The organism is Ruegeria sp. B10, assembly GCF_056539825.1.
Window position 1 is genome coordinate 112,225 of the sequence record NZ_JBQFVP010000013.1, and the last position, 19,002, is coordinate 131,226.

At 55.2% G+C, this 19,002-nt stretch carries 16 protein-coding genes; 9 read left to right on the top strand and 7 right to left on the bottom strand.

Features of this window, described 5'->3' with window-relative positions; translation table 11 throughout:
- Positions 1 to 4: 4 nt before the first annotated feature.
- The 3 genes from ACR0J4_RS17950 to ACR0J4_RS17960 are packed head-to-tail and all read left to right on the top strand — an operon-like array spanning position 5 to position 2,513.
- Positions 5 to 1,129: a cobalamin-independent methionine synthase II family protein gene (locus ACR0J4_RS17950; RefSeq protein ID WP_170640080.1), complete on the top strand. Its 1,125-nt coding sequence runs from the start codon at positions 5 to 7 to the stop codon at positions 1,127 to 1,129.
- A complete protein-coding gene (locus ACR0J4_RS17955) occupies positions 1,126 to 1,821 on the top strand; it encodes an alpha/beta fold hydrolase (protein WP_170640078.1) in 696 nt (231 codons plus the stop codon). The genes ACR0J4_RS17950 and ACR0J4_RS17955 overlap by 4 nt, the downstream gene beginning before the upstream one ends.
- Positions 1,818 to 2,513, top strand: a complete 696-nt coding sequence (locus ACR0J4_RS17960; protein WP_170640076.1) for an RraA family protein — start codon at positions 1,818 to 1,820, stop codon at positions 2,511 to 2,513. The genes ACR0J4_RS17955 and ACR0J4_RS17960 overlap by 4 nt, the downstream gene beginning before the upstream one ends.
- 439 nt (positions 2,514 to 2,952) lie before the next feature.
- Here the strand turns inward: ACR0J4_RS17960 and ACR0J4_RS17965 are convergent, their stop codons facing one another.
- Together ACR0J4_RS17965 and ACR0J4_RS17970 are read right to left on the bottom strand one after the other, a co-directional pair.
- Positions 2,953 to 4,020: a ParB/RepB/Spo0J family partition protein gene (locus ACR0J4_RS17965; RefSeq protein ID WP_170640075.1), complete on the bottom strand. Its 1,068-nt coding sequence runs from the start codon at positions 4,018 to 4,020 to the stop codon at positions 2,953 to 2,955.
- Positions 4,013 to 5,398, bottom strand: a complete 1,386-nt coding sequence (locus ACR0J4_RS17970; RefSeq protein ID WP_170380699.1) for an AAA family ATPase — start codon at positions 5,396 to 5,398, stop codon at positions 4,013 to 4,015. The genes ACR0J4_RS17965 and ACR0J4_RS17970 overlap by 8 nt, the downstream gene beginning before the upstream one ends.
- Before the next feature lie 582 nt (positions 5,399 to 5,980).
- Between ACR0J4_RS17970 and ACR0J4_RS17975 the strand changes: the two genes are divergently transcribed.
- The gene (locus ACR0J4_RS17975) at positions 5,981 to 7,243 is read left to right on the top strand and encodes a replication initiation protein (protein ID WP_170555980.1); all 1,263 of its coding nucleotides are present in this window, start codon (positions 5,981 to 5,983) and stop codon (positions 7,241 to 7,243) included.
- Positions 7,244 to 7,517: 274 nt separating this feature from the next.
- Here ACR0J4_RS17975 and ACR0J4_RS17980 read toward each other — a convergent pair whose 3' ends face one another.
- The 5 genes from ACR0J4_RS17980 to ACR0J4_RS18000 all read right to left on the bottom strand — a co-directional run bounded on the left by ACR0J4_RS17980 (position 7,518) and on the right by ACR0J4_RS18000 (position 12,415).
- Positions 7,518 to 7,811 (bottom strand): DDE-type integrase/transposase/recombinase, encoded by a 294-nt coding sequence (locus ACR0J4_RS17980; protein WP_170747408.1) that lies wholly within the window; start codon positions 7,809 to 7,811, stop codon positions 7,518 to 7,520.
- A gap of 946 nt (positions 7,812 to 8,757) precedes the next feature.
- Positions 8,758 to 9,426, bottom strand: a complete 669-nt coding sequence (locus ACR0J4_RS17985) for a GTPase (RefSeq protein WP_480668769.1) — start codon at positions 9,424 to 9,426, stop codon at positions 8,758 to 8,760.
- Positions 9,426 to 10,208, bottom strand: coding sequence for an ATP-binding cassette domain-containing protein (locus ACR0J4_RS17990; RefSeq protein WP_170555977.1), 783 nt, complete (start codon positions 10,206 to 10,208; stop codon positions 9,426 to 9,428). The genes ACR0J4_RS17985 and ACR0J4_RS17990 overlap by 1 nt, the downstream gene beginning before the upstream one ends.
- Positions 10,208 to 11,278: an ABC transporter permease gene (locus tag ACR0J4_RS17995; RefSeq protein WP_170474861.1), complete on the bottom strand. Its 1,071-nt coding sequence runs from the start codon at positions 11,276 to 11,278 to the stop codon at positions 10,208 to 10,210. The genes ACR0J4_RS17990 and ACR0J4_RS17995 overlap by 1 nt, the downstream gene beginning before the upstream one ends.
- Positions 11,279 to 11,395: 117 nt before the next feature.
- Positions 11,396 to 12,415 carry a sugar ABC transporter substrate-binding protein gene (locus tag ACR0J4_RS18000; RefSeq protein ID WP_170380654.1) on the bottom strand — a complete coding sequence of 340 codons (1,020 nt, stop codon included), beginning with the start codon at positions 12,413 to 12,415 and terminating at the stop codon, positions 11,396 to 11,398.
- A gap of 188 nt (positions 12,416 to 12,603) precedes the next feature.
- Here ACR0J4_RS18000 and ACR0J4_RS18005 point away from each other — a divergent pair, with 188 nt between their 5' ends.
- The 5 genes from ACR0J4_RS18005 to ACR0J4_RS18025 all read left to right on the top strand — a co-directional run bounded on the left by ACR0J4_RS18005 (position 12,604) and on the right by ACR0J4_RS18025 (position 18,999).
- Positions 12,604 to 13,803 carry an ROK family transcriptional regulator gene (locus tag ACR0J4_RS18005; RefSeq protein WP_170474864.1) on the top strand — a complete coding sequence of 400 codons (1,200 nt, stop codon included), beginning with the start codon at positions 12,604 to 12,606 and terminating at the stop codon, positions 13,801 to 13,803.
- A 184-nt stretch (positions 13,804 to 13,987) separates the two neighbouring features.
- Entirely contained in the window at positions 13,988 to 15,118 is a 1,131-nt protein-coding gene (locus ACR0J4_RS18010) for a substrate-binding domain-containing protein (protein WP_170640071.1), read from the top strand.
- A 21-nt stretch (positions 15,119 to 15,139) separates the two neighbouring features.
- On the top strand, positions 15,140 to 16,495 hold the full coding sequence (locus ACR0J4_RS18015) for an extracellular solute-binding protein (RefSeq protein WP_170555975.1): 1,356 nt from the start codon (positions 15,140 to 15,142) through the stop codon (positions 16,493 to 16,495).
- A gap of 60 nt (positions 16,496 to 16,555) precedes the next feature.
- The gene (locus tag ACR0J4_RS18020; RefSeq protein WP_170555974.1) at positions 16,556 to 17,791 is read left to right on the top strand and encodes a carbohydrate ABC transporter permease; all 1,236 of its coding nucleotides are present in this window, start codon (positions 16,556 to 16,558) and stop codon (positions 17,789 to 17,791) included.
- Entirely contained in the window at positions 17,791 to 18,999 is a 1,209-nt protein-coding gene (locus ACR0J4_RS18025) for a carbohydrate ABC transporter permease (RefSeq protein ID WP_170640069.1), read from the top strand. The genes ACR0J4_RS18020 and ACR0J4_RS18025 overlap by 1 nt, the downstream gene beginning before the upstream one ends.
- Positions 19,000 to 19,002 lie beyond the last annotated feature (3 nt).

Consider the following 19,002-nt stretch of genomic DNA (forward strand, 5'->3'; position numbering starts at 1 on the left):
CCCGATGACCGTAAAGACCACGCATGTTGGATCCCTGCCCCGCTCGCAGGACGTGGTGGATTACATCTTCGCACGTGAGAACGGTAAGCCCTATGATGCCGCAGGTTTTGATGCTTGCATGACCGAAGCGGTCTCCGAGACGGTGCGCAAACAGGTCGAAGCCGGGGTGGATATCGTCAGCGATGGCGAGACCTCAAAGATTTCCTACGCCACCTACGTCAAAGACCGCTATACCGGGTTTTCCGGTGACAGCCCGCGCAATGCACCTGCAGATCTGAAGTTGTTTCCCAGCTTTTTGCAGCGCCTGGCTGATGATGGCGGCACCCCGAATTATGCGCGACCCATGTGTACGGGCGAGGTGCGTTCAAAAGGGCAAGGCGAGTTGCAAAAGGACATTGCCAACCTCAAGTCAGCAATGTCCCAACATGGGATAGACCGAGGTTTCATGAATGCCGCTTCTCCGGGGGTGATTTCGCTGTTTTTGCAGAATGACCACTACCCAACGCGCGAGGCGTATCTGGCCGCGCTGGCCGATGCGATGAAAGAAGAATACGAAACCATTGTGGCCGCCGGTCTGGACCTGCAACTGGATTGTCCCGATTTGGCCCTGTCTCGGCATATGTTGTTCACCGATCTGTCGGACGACGCGTTCGTGAAGATCGCCAATATGCATGTCGAGGCTCTGAATCATGCGCTGCAGAACGTCCCGCAGGACCGTGTGCGCGTACATATCTGTTGGGGCAATTACGAGGGCCCGCATTGTTGTGACATCGCAATGGACAAGGTGTTCTCCACGCTGATGGCGACCAAATCGCGCTATGTGCTGTTTGAAACTTCGAACCCGCGACACGCCCATGAATGGACTGTGTTCCGCGACCGTAAAAATGAGATTCCCGATGACAAGGTCCTGGTGCCCGGCGTTGTCGACACCACCACGAACTTCATCGAACACCCCGAGCTTGTGGCGCAGCGCATCGACCGGTTCTCGGGCATCGTTGGGGCGGATCGGGTGATTGCAGGCAGCGATTGCGGTTTTGGCACCTTCGCAGGCTTCGGCGCGGTTGATCCGCAGATCGCCTATGCCAAATTGGCGGCGCTGTCGGCAGGGGCAAAGCTGGCTGCGTCATGACGCCTTTGATCTTGTTGCCTGGCATGATGTGCGATGCGCGCCTCTTTGGTCCGCAGATCGACGCATTGTCAAACAGGGTGCCGTTGATGAGCTTTCCGTTAAGCCAGCAGGACAGTGTCGGGGTCATGGCCGCCGAGATTCTGAACAACGCCCCTCCTCGCTTCGCTTTGGCGGGGCTGTCGATGGGTGGGATCGTTGCGATGGAAGTGCTGCGTCAGGCCCCGGATCGGGTGGAACGGCTGGCTTTGCTGGATACCAACCCGCTGGCAGAAGCGTCCGAGGTCAAAGCACGCCGTGCGCCACAGATGGCCGCCGTGCGCGAGGGGCGCTTGCGGCAGGTGATGCGCGATGAGATGAAGCCCAACTATCTGGCGGATGGTCCGCGACAGGGCGCTATTCTAGATCTTTGCATGGCTATGGCCACGGATCTGGGGCCGGACGTTTTTCTACGTCAGTCGCAAGCGCTGATGGATCGCATCGACCAACGCGCGACCCTGTCGGCCTATACCGGCAAAACGCTGGTTCTGTGCGGGCGTGCCGACGGCCTTTGCCCTGTCGAACGCCACCAACTCATGCACGATCTTCTGCCTAACAGCGCGCTAACAATCATTGAAGACGCAGGGCACCTGCCCACACTGGAACAACCACAAGAAACCACAGCGGCCCTGATCCGCTGGCTGGAGGACTCATGACCCCATCGCTTCTGTCTCTGCTTCGCAAGGTCGACACGCCCACCGTATGCAACGCCATTGAAGTGGCGCAGGGCAAACGAGGCTTTGATAAGTTCACCCGGGGTACCATGCTGTGCTCTGCCCCCGATGAGCCAGCAATTGTCGGCTATGCACGCACCGCCAAAATCGCCGCCATTCACCCGCCAACCGAGCCAGCAGATGTGATCCGGGCGCGACGCATGGCCTATTACAAGTATATGGCTGAGGCCCCGGAGCCATCTGTCGCGGTGATTGAGGATGTAGACTACCCGGACTGTATCGGTGCCTATTGGGGTGAGATCAACACGTCGGTCCACAAAGGGTTTGGAATATCGGGGGTCGTAACCAATGGCGTGATGCGTGATCTTGGGGACTTACCCGATGGGTTTCCGGTGGTCGCTGGTTCAATCGGCCCGAGCCATGGGTTCGTCCACATAGGCGAGATTGATACACCAGTTTCCGTGTTTGGCCTGACGGTAAGCCCAGGTGACCTTATACACGCTGACCGTCATGGAGCAGTGGTGATACCAATGGATATCATTTTGCATCTGGAAGCGGCGATCCGGAAACTGCTGGTGACAGAGCGTATCGTCTTGGATGCTGCACGCCAATCTGGGTTTGATTTTGAAACCTTTGAAAGCGCATGGGCCGAGTTCGAAAAGGCAAGAGTTTGATTGCCGCCGACAATTGAAAGACCCTCTGAAAAGTAAGTTACGCTTATTCTTTAGAGAGAATTCCAGACAAACCGATTGCCACAACACTTCGCGCTGGCGAAAGAGTAGCTTTGATCTGTCGATGACTTAAGCAATACGCGGTTCAACCAACTTCCTAATATTGCGTTTACTGCGAATGCCTGGAAGCCTTCCTCTCTTCCATCGCATTTACAGCGCTTGTCATCTACTGACTGTTAGTCCTGATCCAGAGTGTGTGATTTTCAGAAGCTTCCATGTTCCTACTTTTGAACTTGGGAAGTCGTACATCAATTACATCATGGCTGGCTATGGCAGAATAGCCTCGCCGAATATAATGTTCAATAATTCTATATTTTGCGCACTCCCGTGAATTTGCAATTCTACCCTCCTCTCTACCAGCCTCCTGCACCTCAACTATTGCCTATTCAAATTGCTCACAAAGTTGGTTCACCAAGGCTTCCGCATCCGCCAGCGCCAGTTCACGCCCCTTGATTTTTAGCCGCAATTCACCGGATGCGACTTCTGCCCAAACCTCTCCCCCACCCTTCAATGGTCTCTTTGGGAGGCGTAGAACTTCTGTGGGTCGACCGCCTCGGCTTTTGCTCTGAGACGCATCCGACGAGTCACTCATTGCTTTCTCAAGGATACCCCATTCGGCCTTTGCATCCAGCGGACCGACTCCTGCCAAAGCGTCGCGAAGCACCGCTTGCGCACCACTTCGAATGGCCGATGCCAGCTTTAAACCCGCCTTCTCTGACAAGGCAACCGGGTGCTGGAGAAGATCGCCTAGGCTTTCATGAACCATTGCAAAGCTGCGGACCTTTGATCGCTTTGCTTTTGACGCAGCAGCGAACAGCACATCAACAGCCGCTTCGGTCGACGGGAAAACCCCCTGCCCTGCCGCCAGTACGGCTATGCGTCCTCTCTCATACGGCGTGAGATTGGCCCGCATCTCGTTTTCTTCGACCATGGAGACATAGGCCCCCTGCCCCGTCCCCGCGTTGCGAACAAAAGCTGGGATTTCGGCAAACCGAGGATCCGTTCCCGCCAGCCGTCGGAACGCTTCGAGCCGTCGAAATCCGGAAATCAGACCGAAGCCATCCCCTTCGGGAGTAACCTCGATCGGTGTTCTCAGCCAATTGAGGCGAAGAGATTCCAGAAGCTCAGCCATGGCTTCTTCGTCTTCGACCATTCGGTCTCGCCGAATGAAATCGGCGTCGATCTGGTCAAGTGGCAGCATCTGGGCCACCAACCCCGCCTCTTGCGCATCGCGCCAACGCGCGGCGTCGCCCTGATCCTGAGCCAGCGCAACACGGTCTGTAACAGCTGCCATTCCCCCAAGCGATGCTGCTTCGGCCGCTACTTGGGCGATGGGTGGCGGGGCGGAGTTGGTCTCAAACGGGCTGAGCGAGGGTTTCGCGGCGAAACCGGCCTCCAACTGTTCAAGCTCCTCTGTATCTGGTGCAATCAGTCTTCTGCGTTTAGCCATCTGCCTGTCCTCCCATCTGCGCATCGCGCCACCAGCAACCGATCAGAACTTCTTTGAATTCGGCATAGGTTCTGTCAAAAGTCTCACGTCCGCGCACATACGTCTCGCGGTTGAAATCCCGATAATCCGCTTCGTAAATGCCGTTCACTTGCTCACCCGCCTGCCCGACCAGCGCTGTATAGTCTTGCCTGTAGGCATTCATGAAATCCCCGAAATACGCCTGAATGACATTGGCCATATCGGTCTGTTGGCTCGCGTCAAACCGCGTGATGATCGCGCGCACTACATCCCATTCGAACTTCAGTTCCGGTAAACCCGCCGCACGTTGCGCTGCGTTCTCACCATCTTCGATGCTGGCGAATGTCGTATAGAGCATATCGAAGAAACGACCGGTGGAATCGAATTCCAGGAACGAAGCCCCCAGCGGCACCAACAAAATGTCCGCCGCAGCCAGCGCATTGATCGTTAGGTACCCAAGAGCAGGAGGCGTATCGAGGAATACAACGTCATAGTCATTCAGAACGCCTTCATCCTGAAGGAAGTTCGTCAGACCGTCCCACAATGGCCAGCTTCTCAGGCCCATACGCCAGACGGGGATCTGGAACTCCGCCCAATACAAGTTCAGCTGCGCCCCGATCAGGTCGATATTGGGCCAATGCGTTTTTTGAATCACGTCCTGAGGCGTGGTTTTCAAGGCTTCCTGCAGGGTTTCATCAAGAGGGATTTCGGGCTGTGCTGCAGCCGATCGGACGCGATTTTCCTCCTGCACCGCGCGCGCATAGTCTTTAGCGACCAGAGGAAAGACAGTTTGCCACTCATCAGCAACCTGGCCTCCGAGTATGGACGTCATCGAACCTTGGCTATCCAGGTCGATAACCAACACCTTATACCCATCCAAGGCTGCGGACATCGCCAGATGCGCGGCAGTGGACGTTTTGCCAACACCTCCCTTGAAATTGGCTACGGCCACGACCTTGGCTGGCAGGCCTTCGGGTCGGTAGGGCAGGTATTCTTTGGTGCTTACACCTTCCGCCGCAAAGTGCTTACGCAGCGTTAGTACATCTTCAAGGGTGAACCACTTAGAGCCCGCCTCACCTTCGCCTTGTGGCAAATCTGGGTTCGCTTTTAAAACACGTCGCAGATGAGCCGGAGCAACCGGAATCAGATATTTTGTTATTTCCCAGATTGAAAATCGGCGCAGTCGCTTTTCGCCATCCGGCGCATATCCTCTACGGGCAAGGTCCTCGCGTCCTTTTGCACAGAAAGCCGCTGCTTTTGCGAATCGAGATGTACCGATAGGATTGGGCAACTTCGTCGCTGCGATTTCCGGATCGAGGTTCAGATATGGGGGCAGGGGAGGTTGGTTTGTTTTACTCACTGTAGATGCCTCAGAAAATGTTCGTCTTTGCGACGTATATCGGGAAATGTAGCGAACATTGTTGGAGATGACTATCCTCTCCCGGTGTTTTTTTCCACAGTCGATTACAGCAAGAGGCGGTTTCGTGGCGAAACTAAACATAATGAAAGGAAATCAGCACAAAAAACGTTTTATTTTTTTAGATGTTTTAGAATCTTTACTGTGGAAGAACTTAATAAAAACAATGTAATAGATATACTTGAGTATCCAAATACGGTTCCAAAAGAACCATTTTACGGGATCATGGGTATCCGTTTACAGGACACCAGGCGCCCAAGATCAGGAAGTAGGGGACTGATTCTCGGGATACTGAAAATCCACGAAAAACAGACACTATTTCGAAGTGATTTCTCGCTGAGGACCGGGGGCGAAGTCGGGATCGGACTCGGATTGATTCAATTTCTGTGGATAACTTGCGTGCGTGATTCTTAAGGTACCTGAATACGGGATTGCCTTCATCCCGTGTTTGGGTACCCAAAAACTATTGAAGCAAAGGTACCTTTTGTGTCAGGGTTTTCGCAAAATGAGCAGCCGGGCAGAATCATGCCGGATACACAATTGAACATGGATCAGCTTTCAGGCGCTTTGCGTCGAGAGACTGTTAAGAAGAATGTCGCAGCGATACATATCAGCGGCAAACTTTCTCTGCTGCAGAGAAAGCTTTCGAATGTTTTGTTGATGAACGCCTATGATGCACTGACGACCGCGCAGACCCATACGATTGATGCGCGGACGCTTGCTATGATGGTCGGGTACAATTCAAACGACTTTGACACTCTGCGTGCCAGCCTGCGGGCATTGGCGGAAACAGTCGCGGAATGGGACATGCTGGATGAGCAGGGGCGCCAGGAATGGGGCGTCTCATCCCTGCTGAGTTTTGCCAAACTGAAGGGGGGTGTTTGCGAGTATTCATACTCACCCGCGCTGGCGCAAAAACTGTATGATCCGAAGATCTATGCGCTGATCAATGTACAGATACAGCGAAATTTCAGTTCCGGGCATGGGCTTGCTTTGTATGAAAACTGCTACCGATTTGTGCGGACAGGGTCGACTGGTTGGTGGCCCCTGGACGTGTTCCGAAAGCTCATGGGTGTTGATGGCAGTGATTATTACGCCAGTTTCAAACACCTCAACGCAAAGATCATCAAACCAGCAGTCACGGAGGTAAACAAAAGCTCGGATATTTTGATCGAGCCCGAGTTTCAAAAGAAGGGCCGAACCGTCACTGACATTCGTTTTCTGATCAAAGGTAATCCGCAAAAAGCGATGTTCGAGATCGACGATAGTGATGGGGTGCGCAATCTCGCCGTGTATAAAACTCTGAGGAAGCAGGGTGTGTCAGATCGCTTAGCGCGGCAATGGATCGCGGAGCACGGCGAAGACTATGTCCAGAAGAAGCTCGATTACGTAAAAGGGCAGGGCGGTGTAAAATCGACTGTCGGATACTTGTCGGCTGCTCTGCGAGATGACTACGAAGATCCGAAGGACATTCCAACACCCGAGCCTACTCCCGAAGCTATCGAGGCAGCGCGTAAACGGGTTGCGGAAAAAGCCTCAGAAGAAAAGGCATATGCTGCCCGAACAGCCGAAAGGCAGGCAAGGGCACGCAAGCTTGCCATCGTAGAAGACCTGGTTTCGCGGCGAAACCCTACACAGCGAGATGCAGACAAGCGGTTGTTCTTAGCGGGTTTGGACAATGATCTAGATCGAGAGCATTTTCGATCTCATGGCTGGCGTTCGGGCTTGAACGCCACAGCTATATTTGAATTTTGGGAGGACCTGGAGCCAGAAGCGTTCGCGGTTTGACGCTCTGTTGTGATGTTTTTTCTGAAAGAAAAGCTGACACCGAACTCGCGGCCAATGCCTTTAGTACTGCACGCAAGCGGAATTGAAAGTATCTGGACGTGAATTTAACTTTGCAGATCATGAGTACCACCTCGCTTCCTTCTGGTGTTGTTGTCACTGAAGTGATTATCTCGAACCCTAATTCTGTCGAGTGTGTCTTTTGATGATCCGGTGGTCCTGTCCCACGACCTCACTCATATGTTTCCCATGACCCTCTTGATTGGGGTTGGGCCGCCTAAGCCAATAAGCATATTTTCTTTGGCTTTGATACCTGTTGTGTTCGCTCCGCTAACATCGACACAAACTGTCGCGCAAGATCATTGCATTCAATCAATTGAGCGACGAGTTCTTGAGCGGCAGGTTTGTTCCGACGCTCTGAATGCATGAAACCCAGCGTATTGCCGTGTTTATCCATAGCTCTGTAGAGAGTGATCCTCGCACCATTCACGCTTTTAAGCTTCATCCACCCGCGAGGAGCGGTCACTCGGTCCCGAACGTTTGCGCGCAACGTCGGCGATTTCACTAGCATGTTTTATCACCCGCCGGTTAAGCGTAGTGTGTTTCACTACAACGCTAGGCTAAGACATAATCTGTTTGAGATAATGGTACGGCACGCCGTATCGGATACAGAAAGAGACAGAAAATAGGATCAATCCTCGTGGATACGTCGCAACTTCGAAGGAAGTTATGAGGTGGCTTTCAACGAAGTGGGACCGAGGACCACCACGTGCCAAACCAAAGCACGTCAAAATCCAGAACTTTGCAACAAAGCCTCAGAAATGGTCGAAATTGGGAACTCTGTTGCAATAAGCAAAAATGATAAAAAAGTATCATTATTTTGTTGATCAAAGTAATTTCTTACATTCGTAAGTTCTGTTGCGAAGTTCCTTGCTGAGTGCAGGTATCGCGATTTCCCCGCGGGTTAAGCAGCGAATTCTGCGAGTTGTAGAAACGGACAAATTCTCGGCGTGAACAGACTTTTGTGGATCATCTACTAAACTTCTATCCCTGCAAGAGTTGAGAGTGCAGATGCAAAAGGCTTGAAGCCGAGCTACGTGCGAGTTCGTTTATAGTTGGAACGATGGTCCTATTCTATGATGTTGTTTAGAGCTTTCCGCCTGAACATCTCTATCGGAATGGTGCAGTCAAAGCCTCTGAGTATTTTGTTCATCGCCTCGATTCCAGCTGACTTAGTTCTGCTTGTATCGAAAATACTCTTTCGCAGTGGGCCGGTCACTTAAAGCATCCATGCAATCAGTTTTGTGGCGGCTGGCTAGTTCGCCGTTTGGAGAGCATGAAATCCAGAGTTTTGACGTGTTTAAGGAATTCCAGCACCGATCGAGTTTACATGCGCTGCTTCTCACTGCGCTCGAACGCGCATGATCATTTTCTGGACGTCTGATTGAGTGATTCGGTTGTACCTGAAGCTGTCCAGAGGTCCTGCCTCAAGGGCTGGCTGAAACCAGAACACAGGTTCAGAACGCGTAGCGCATCCCGAATTCGGTGTAGTTTTGACTCAGTGTAAGATCTGCCTTTCGGCTATCGCGGATGACACGTTCTGCGTTGGGCAGATCGTTGGTTTTCGCGCGTTTCAGCGCGGTTTCCGGGTCAAATCCGTGCTTAATCCAGCGCTGCTGCAATCTGCTTTCAAGTTCTTCCAAAGAGGGGCTGACAAAAACCGTTAGGGCGAAAACATCCTCCAACATCCTCCACGGGTCGCTTTTCATCAAAAGGTAGTTTCCTTCCACAACCACGATCGGAGTTTCAGGATGAACCGCAATCGCATTGGCGATGGCCAGGTCCATTTGGCGGTCGAACATGGGATGAAAGGATTCATGTCGCGCGGATTGCAGCGCCTTAATTGCCTTGCAAAACCCAAAAGCATCGAAGGTTTCTGGTGCGCCTTTTTTTGCCCGCAAACCGCGCGTCTCCAATACGCGATTGTCCAAATGGTAACCATCCATTGGCACAAGAGTGGCTGAAGGAACCGCCGAGCTCTTTTGCGCGTTCAGCGATTGCACAACGGCGTCCGCCAAGGTCGACTTTCCGGATGCAGGGGGGCCGGCGATTGCAACAGTCGTCCGAACCCCAACCTGCCTCCGGGAGGAGATCAGGTCGCAAACTTGCTTTGCATCCTGCTCGATCACGCTGCGTCCTCTTTTGGAGGTTCCTTGGCGCCGGTCATGAAGGCCACCGCATCGGACATCGTGTAGTCCTTGGGGTCGATCGTGCAAAGGCGTTTACCCAACCGGTGCACATGGATGCGATCGGCGACTTCGAAGACATGCGGCATGTTGTGGCTAATCAGGATGATCGGAATGCCACGCGCCCTTACGTCCTGGATCAGCTCAAGCACCTTGCGGCTTTCCTTGACGCCCAAAGCCGCCGTCGGTTCGTCCATGATGATGAACTTGGTCGCAAAGGCAGCTGCGCGCGCAACGGCAACGCCTTGGCGCTGGCCGCCGGATAGTGTCTCTACCGCCTGATTGATTGACTGCACGGTCATGAGGCCAAGCTCAGTCAGTTTTTCGCGGGCGAACTTTTCCATGGCAGGCCGATCCAGCTGACGCATGTATTTGCCCATGAATCCCTGTTTGCGAATCTCGCGCCCCATGAACATGTTGTCCGCAATCGACAGGGCAGGGGACATGGCAAGCTGCTGATAGACGATCTCGATCCCCATGTTCCGGGCGTCGATCGGCGAGGTGAAGTTGACCTTTTTGCCTTCTATTTGGATCTCGCCTTCGTCCGGGATCGTGGCTCCGCAGATGGCCTTGACGATGGACGACTTGCCCGCGCCGTTATCCCCGATGACCGCAAGGATTTCTCCTTGCCGCAGTTCAAAATCGGAATGGTCGATGGCGGTAACGTGGCCATAGCGCTTCACGATCCCGCGGCCTTGGACGACTGGAGTTGTGTCTGACATTAGCCCGATACCTTTCTGATCCACTGGTCGACTGCGACCGCTGCGATGATGAGAAGTCCGATAAGCAGGAAGGTCCACTGCGCGTCCGCGCCCAGAAGCCTGAGCCCCAGAGTAAAGACGCCGACGATGAGAGCCCCGAACAGGGACCCCAGAATGGAGCCTCGTCCGCCGAACAATGAGATACCACCAATCACAACCGCAGTGATGCTTTCGATGTTGGCCAATTGACCGGATGTTGGTGAAACCGACCCGATGCGCCCGATCAACGCCCAGCCCGCAAAGGCACAGATTAGACCGGACAACATATAAACGGACATCAGCGTTTTGTGCACGTTCACACCAGATAGCTCAGCGGCCTCAGGGTCGTCCCCCACCGCATAGACATGCCGGCCCCAGGCCGTGTGCTTGAGCGCGTAAGCCAGCACGAAAATCAGAACGAGCATAAAGATCACGCCAACCGTGAAGGTTGCGCCACCGACGCTGAATTTTGTTCCAAAGAATTGCAGGAACGGTGCGTTGGCCTCGATATCCTGACTGCGAATTGTTTCGTTTGCGGAGTAAAGGAAGTTTGTCGCCAGAACGATCTGCCACATGCCGAGCGTGACAATAAAGGGCGGCAGCTTTACGCGACTGACCAGCCATCCATTGAGAGCCCCGATCAGGGTCCCCATGGCCAGCCCGCACATCACCGCAATTGGCACGGGGATGCCGTAGCGGAAGGTGAACTGACCCATAATGACGGATGAAAACACCATGATTGCACCGACGCTTAGGTCGATACCGGCGGTCAGAATGACAAGGCTTTGTGCCGCGGCCACGATGCCGACGATCTGCACCTGCTGCAGGATCAGCGTCATCGCAAAGGGTGAGAAGAACTTTGAGCCCAGCAGAAGGCCGAAAATTACGATCGCGCCAACCAGAACGATCAAGGGCACAAAGGATGGATTGACGTGGAGAAGATGCTGCAACTTCCCCAGAACACCACGCCGGTGATCTTCAAACTCCGCAACGGTTTCTGACGCGTTGGCGGCGGTTTCGAATTCCTGGGCGTTTTGGTTTGCTTCAGACATATCTCCCCCTTTTCGTGGCTGGCATCGCGTCCACGAAATCAGTGTACAGGAAGTTTCGGTTTGCTGGTGAAAGGATTGATGAGGCGCTGCTGCGCGCCTCACCTAAATGAGCTGTCTTTAGCCCCAGCAGAGATCCAGGCCTTCTGCAACCGACAGCGACTCCACCCCATCAACCGGCTGGTCGGTGATGAGCGCTACGCCTGTGTCATAGAAGTCTTTGCCGGGTGTGTTTTCGGGCTTCACGCCCTCTTCAGCCCACTTCTTTACGGCCTCAACACCAAGCGAGGCCATCAACAGCGGGTACTGCTGGCTTGTCGCACCGATCACACCGGCTTCGACGTTTTGGACACCGGGGCATCCGCCGTCGACTGAAACGATCAGTACGTCGTTTTCACGCCCGATGGATTTCAGAGCTTCATAGGCGCCCGCAGCGGCCGGTTCGTTGATCGTGTGAACAACGTTGATGGATGGATCCTTGGCCAGAAGGTTTTCCATCGCGCGGCGACCGCCTTCTTCGTTGCCGTCGGTCACGTCACTGCCGACCAGACGCGCATCGGTTTCGTCACCGATGACGTTCGGGTCCGCCAGGTCCACGCCGAACCCGTCGAGGAAACCCTGATTGCGCAGAACGTCCACTGTCGGCTGACTGACGTTCAGATCCAGCGTCGCGATCTTGGCATCGGCTGCGGCGTCACCCATTTTGGCCTTGGCCCATTGACCGATCAGCAGACCGGCCTTGTAGTTGTCCGTCGCGAATGTCGCGTCCGCCGAGTCAATCGGGCTAAGCGGCGTATCCAGCGCAATGACCAGAACGCCTGCATCCCGGGCCTGCTTGACCGCGGGAACAATCGAGCTTGTGTCCGATGCCGTTAGCAGAATGCCTTTTGCGCCATCGAGAATGCAGGTCTCAATAGCCTGGACCTGAGTTTCATGGTCGCCATCAACCTTGCCAGCAAACGCCTTGAGCGTCATGCCCAGCTCTTCTGCCTTGGCGGTCGCACCTTCCTTCATCTTGACGAAGAAGGGGTTGGTGTCGGTCTTGGTGATCAGGCAAACGGTTTCCCCAGCAGCCTGCGCAGATGCTGCAGCCAAAGTCAGCGCTGTGGCGGATGCGGCAATCTTAAATAGATTTCTCATTTAGTCTCCTCCCAGAAAATTGTTGTGGCCCCGCGCGAATTAGCGACAAGGCGCGCCTCCATCCTCCAATGAAGGTCCTGCTCAAGAAACCGTGATTCTAGTCTCTGTGTCAATAAATAAATAAAGTTTATTTATTAATTTGACTGCGCATCTTTTCATAAGAAAACAAGGTGTTTATGTTTAGGGTAATGGAAAGAGAGGCGCTGAAAATACTAACTGGCGGGGTAAGCCAAAGCGGTGTTCGTGATCACAACGAACGCCTGATTCTGACGGTTTTACAACGGCATGGACCTGCTGCCGGGGCCGATGTCGCGCGGCTGACGGGCCTGTCCCCGCAGACCGTGTCGATCATCCTGCGTAAGCTCGCAAAGGACGAGATTCTCAAACGTGGGACGCCGCTAAAAGGCAAGGTGGGAAAACCTTCGATCCCTATGGAACTCAATCCCGAAGGCATCCTGTCGGTGGGAATGAAGATTGGTCGCCGCAGCGCCGATCTTCTTTTGATCGACTTCACCGGTAAGCCGCGCCAACAGCTCTCGTCGACTTATGACTACCCGCTGCCCGAAGCTGTGTTCGGGTTCTTGGAGGAAGGATTGCAAGAGCTTCTGGCCAATGAACCCCAGAAGCTTCGCGACCGTGTATGCGGGATCGGGATCGGTACACCGTTCGAGCTGTGGAAATGGCACGACCTGTCTGGGCTTGCGGCTCAGAAATTCAAATCCTGGAGAAACGTGAACTTTTTTTCCGAAGTGGCCAAGTTCAGCGACCTACCGGTTTTTGTGGTCAATGACGCGACGGCCGCGTGTCACGCCGAACATCTCTATGGCCGCGGGGCCGAGTATCGAGACTATTTTTACTTTTTCATCGGCTCAATGATTGGCGGAGGCGTTGCCTTGAATGGCACCGTATTCGAGGGCAACCAAGGCAATGCCGGTGCCTTGGGCGCCATGCGGACAACGGGTCCCTTGGGTGAAAGCCAGCAACTGATTGACACTGCATCTCTGTTTCTGCTCGAGGACAGGCTGATAGAAGCGGGTATTGATCCGGTAATTTTGTGGAAAAAGCCGCAGGATTGGAGCAGCATTTCTCGCTATGTCGAACCCTGGATCGGTACTACGGCACAAGAACTGGCCAAGGCTGCGCTGTCTATTTGCGCGGTCATCGACTTTGAAGCGATTTTCATCGACGGCGCATTTCCACCTGAAATACGGGAAGAGCTGGTCTCACGGGTTCGTCGTTACCTGGCCAACCAAGACAAACGCGGTTTGATTCCTCCGGTTGTTGAAGCAGCAGCTGTTGGAGAAAACGCCCGCGGTATTGGAGCGGCAAGCAGCCCAATTTTCCGCCAGTTTCTATTGAACACCAATGCTGGGCTTTCTGGGATGTAGCCACCCTCGAACAGGCACCTCCTAGCAGCACCAACGCGACTTGTCCAAACGCTACAACAAAGCCCTTCCGCGTGTTGTTCAAGTGTTCTGATGCAATTCAAATAACGTCCAAAAAATAGCCAGGTTGCACTTTTTTTAACTTTTTTGTTGCCGAAACCGGTTTCGGAGCGAACAAATGGCTTCAATGACCGCGAATCTTTTATATCCACCGCGTGACCAGTCAGGTAACGCAACCGTCACGGGCCGGGTGAAACTGGACGAATTGGCAGCGCATCTGGGTTTGTCCAAAAGCACGGTTTCACGCGCGCTTAACGGGTATCCGGATATTTCTTCGGCGACGCGCGCACGGGTGGAAAAAGCAGCTCGGGTGTTGGGATATCGGCCGCTCAGCCATGCGCAGGCGATCCGTACCGGACAAGTTCGTGCGATAGCTATGGTTATCAACAGCGAGGAGCCAGATCAGCATAATCCCTTCTTGCAGGATTTTCTGGCCGGAGCCTGCGCAGCGGCAAGTAGCCTCGACTGGACCATGACCATTTCCACGGCGACCTCCGAAAAAGACACATTGAAGGTGCTGAGCCGCCTTTACGAAGAACGGAAGGCCGATGGATTCATTCTCCCGCGGACTGCGGTGAAGGATGCGCGTATTGGCCTTCTGCGCAGTCTCGGGGTGCCTCATATTCTGTATGGGCGCACCGGCTATGGACAACCAAATAACTGGGACGAGACTTCTTGGTTCGACATTGCTGGGGAAAGCGCAATGCGTAACGCCGTTTTGCGACTGAGCAATTTGGGACATACACGCATAGGCTTTGTCGGGAGCGATCCCAAGTTCAACTACGCGCATCTACGCCGTGACGGATATGCCGAAGGTTTGCATGCTGCTGGTCTACCCTTGGATCCGGAATTGATCCTGGAGGGCGCGCGCACGCGTGAAGATGGCGCAGCGCAGGGACGGGCGCTGATGGCTTTGGATCAACCTCCAACGGCGATTGTCTTCGCGACCGACCTGGCCGCGCTGGGATTCTGCGCGGATGCGCAGGATCAGGGTTTCGAGATCGGGCGCGACATCTCGGTGATCGGCTATGATGGAGTTCCTGAATGCCGCTACGCGCGCCCTGCACTGACGACATTTTCCGTCGATTCTCGTGCGGCCGGCGAACGGCTGGCGACCCTACTGATAAGGCAAATCCGTGGCGAAGCGGCTGCAGACTTGCGAGAACTGGCCGAGGCCGCCCTGATCGAAGGTGACTCGGACGGGCCACCACATCTGACGTCACACGAATTGGCGCAGAAACTAAACCATCTGACGTGAACATAACCGGGGAGGACACCGATGAAACTAACACCAAAAGCTGCGAAGCTGATGCTTGGCTCGTCGCTAGCGCTGGCGCTGACAGCGCTATCCGTGCAGGCCGACACGATCCGTTTTTGGACCACAGAGGAGCAACCTGAACGTCTGGCCAAACAGCAAGAGATGGCGGACCAGTTTAAGGCCGAAACCGGTACTACGGTTGAGGTGATCCCGGTCACCGAGAGCGATTTGGGCACGCGCGCGACGGCCGCATTTGCTGCGGGCGACCTGCCGGATGTTGTCTATCACACGCTGCAGTACGCTCTGCCTTGGGCCGAGGCTGGTATTCTGGACACCGAAGCTGCGACCGAAGTGATAGAAGAACTGGGTGCTGACACTTTTGCCCCCGGTGCCTTGGCGATGGCTGCGTTCAACGACGAAACCGCCTCGGTGCCAGTCGATGGCTGGACCCAGATGGTGGTCTACCGAAAGGACCTGTTCGAAGAGGCCGGTCTGGAAGCCCCCGACAGCTTTGCCGATATTCAGGCAGCGCTTGAGACTCTGCATAACCCGCCGGAAATGTACGGTTTTGTCTCGGCAACCAAGGTCGACGAGAACTTCATGAGCCAGGTGCTGGAGCATGTGTTCCTAGCCAATGGAGTGTCGCCTGTGGGTCCCGATGGGTTCCAGCCGCTGGACGAAGCCAAGACCACCGAGGTTCTGGATTTCTACAAAGCAATCTCCAAGGCGTCACCTCCGGGTGAGCTTTTCTGGAAGCAATCCCGCGAGCTGTATTTTGATGGCAAGGCTGCAATGATCATCTGGTCGCCTTTCATCCTGGACGAGCTGGCAGGTCTGCGTGACAGCGCTCCGCCGACCATCAATGACGATCCGACCTCGCGCGATCTGGCCAGCAAGACTGGCATCGTGACCAAACTGTCCGGCCCGTCGAACCCCGATGGCGCGGCCTGGGGTGACGTGCGGTACTTCGGCATCACCAACGACGCCGATACCGATGCAGCGATGGAGTTTGTGAAATTCGCCATGGACGACGGCTACACCCAGACGCTGGCAATCGCGCCAGAAGGCAAGTTCCCGGTCCGTCGTGGCAATGCCGACAACCCGACCGCGTTCTCGGAAGCCTGGGCAGAGCTGCCTGTTGGTGTCGACCGCAAAGCGCCCCTGGGTGATCTGTACGAACAATCCATGATCGACGAGATCGTTGGCGGTCTGGATGTGGCGCAGCGCTGGGGCGTGGCCGAAGGCCAACTGGCGCTGGCATCGAAGATGATCAACAGCCAGGCCATAAACCGCGTCGTTCGCCAGTATATTGACGACGAGATCGACGCGGCCGCAGCCATTGCGGCGATGAACGAAGAGTTGGCCAAGGTTCAGTAACCACCCGGCACCTGCAGCGGCGTGCGCGCCGCTGCCCCTAAACACCCTTCGAGGTAACCTATGACTTCGGCCTCCCCACCGACAGGAACCGGGGCGCTAGCCAAACGCGAGGCGCGTCTGGCCTGGACGCTGCTGGCTCCGACCATCATCAGTGTGTCGCTGGTTGTGATCCTGCCTTTGCTGGCGATCTTCTGGATCAGCTTCAAGCCGTTCACCCTGTCTGACCTGCGCCCGCCTGCACCGGTCGTGCGTGAAAGCCTGCGCGGATCGGGTGATGATCTGCGGATCGAATACCGCCTGCGCAACTCCAGTCAGGATATTGCGATCGATGGCGTGACCGTCCGGGATGTCCTACCCGATGGCGTCACGCCACTCGGCGACGTTGTGGCCCCCTGCGCATTGACCGGGCAAGAGCTGTTCTGCGACTTTGGTACGTTGGAAGGTGGCCAACGTGAGCGTATTCGCGTTCTCGTTGCGGTCGATGGCGACCCGGACGCCTTTGAAGATCTCGTTGAAGGGTCTGAACCAACAGTCACCGGCAGCGGCCCTAGTGTCCTGACAAACTTTGAGTTCAGCCTGGAGAACTTCGCCCGTGTGTTTGACGGCGACGAGTTCTGGGGCGTGCTTTGGGTCACCCTTTTCTACACCGTCTTCGGCACCATCGGCGCGTTGGTCATGGGCCTGTTCGCCGCCTTGCTGCTGAACAAAAGCTTCCAAGGGCAGGGCTTTATCCGGGGTCTTTACCTGTTCCCCTACGTGGCGCCCGTCATTGCCGTGGCCTTCACTTGGGTGACGCTGTTCGACCCGTTCTCGGGCTCGGCCAATGCATTGCTGGTGCAGATGGGGCTGAGCAGCGAGCCGATCAACTTCTTCGGGGAACGCCCGCTAGCGCTGATCATGGTCACCGTTTTTGAAATCTGGCGCTACTTCCCGCTGTCCTTCCTGTTCATTCTGGCGCGGATGCAGTCCATCGATTCCAGCATGTACGAAGCGGCGGATATGGACGGCGCATCACCGTTCCAGAAGTTCTGGCTGCTGAGCATCCCGCAACTACTGGGCATCTTGTCGGTCCTGTTCCTGCTGCGCTTCATTTGGACGTTCAACAAGTTCGACGACATCTTCCTGTTGACCGGAGGCAACGCGGGCACCCGCACCCTGACTGTGAACGTTTATGAACAGGCCTTTGCGGTATCGAACATTGGGGCAGGCGCGGCCGTGGCCGTGGTCATCCTGATGTGCCTGATCGCCTTCAGCTTTGTCTTCTTCAAATTCATCAGCCGTGAGGAGGGTCTGTGATGCGCCAAGGGTATATCACTGGCCCGATCCTGGGCGCGCTGTGGCTGGTGGTGATCGCCACCACCATTGCGGTCACAATGTCCTTCGCCACGGGTGCTGCCTTCCGTCCCCAAGTTCTGCTGAGCCTGATCTGGGGCGCGTTGGCTGGTCTGGCATATGTCCGCTTTCCCGCTCGTCATGCCTCGGCGCGTCTGGGCGTGTCGGCCGTGTTGGGTCTGACCTGCCTGACCGGTTTTGGCCCGGTTCTGATCGGCTCGGACACAACGCTGCTGGCGCTTTCGATCACCGTGGTTTCGATCGCCGTCGTCATGCATCTGTCGATGGCTGAAATCCTGAAAGAGCTGCCCTTTGGCGAACTGACCCGCCACGAGTTCGAAGACGCCGTGATCAGGTTTTGCACTGGTTTTGGCTATATCTTCTTCACGGCCATCGTGGTCATCCCCTTCTACGTGATGGTGATGACCAGCTTGAAATCGCAGCAGGCGCTGTTGCAGAACCCGCTGGATTTCTCGCTGGATCTGGATCAGGGCTGGGCGCTATTCCGCAGCTATACGGAACTGTTCCGCGACTTCAATTTCGGCTCGTACCTGTGGACGTCCTTCTACGTCTCAGTGCTGACGGTCTTCATCACACTGGCCTTCAGCATTCCGGGGGCCTATGCGGTCGCGCGGTTCCGGTTCAAAGGGCAAAAGGCGTTCTCGCGCTCGATCCTGCTGATCTACATGGTGCCGATGATCGTTCTGGCGCTGCCGATCTATATCGCCTTTTCGCTGACCGGCCTGCGCAACTCGATCCTGGGCATCGTCATGATCTACCCGGTCACCACGATCCCGGTCGCGCTGTACATGCTGCAGGGGTATTTCCGTGGTCTCCCAACCGAGGTGGAAGAAGCCGGCTTGATGGATGGTCTCTCGCGCTTGGCGGTGATCTGGAAGATCACCCTGCCGCTCAGCCTGCCGGCTCTGGCTTCGGTGTCGCTCTATGTCTTCATGATCGCCTGGAACGAATTCCTTCTGGCTTTCATGCTGCTGGATGATCCCTCGAAATTCACTCTAACCCGAGGAGTAACAATGCTGAACTCCTCGGAAATCCCTCGCCAACACCTCATGGCTGGCGCGGTGATTGCCACTGTTCCAATCATGGCCCTGTTCCTGGGGCTTGAACGTTTCATGACCAAAGGCCTGACAGCAGGCTCGGTCAAAGGATGACAG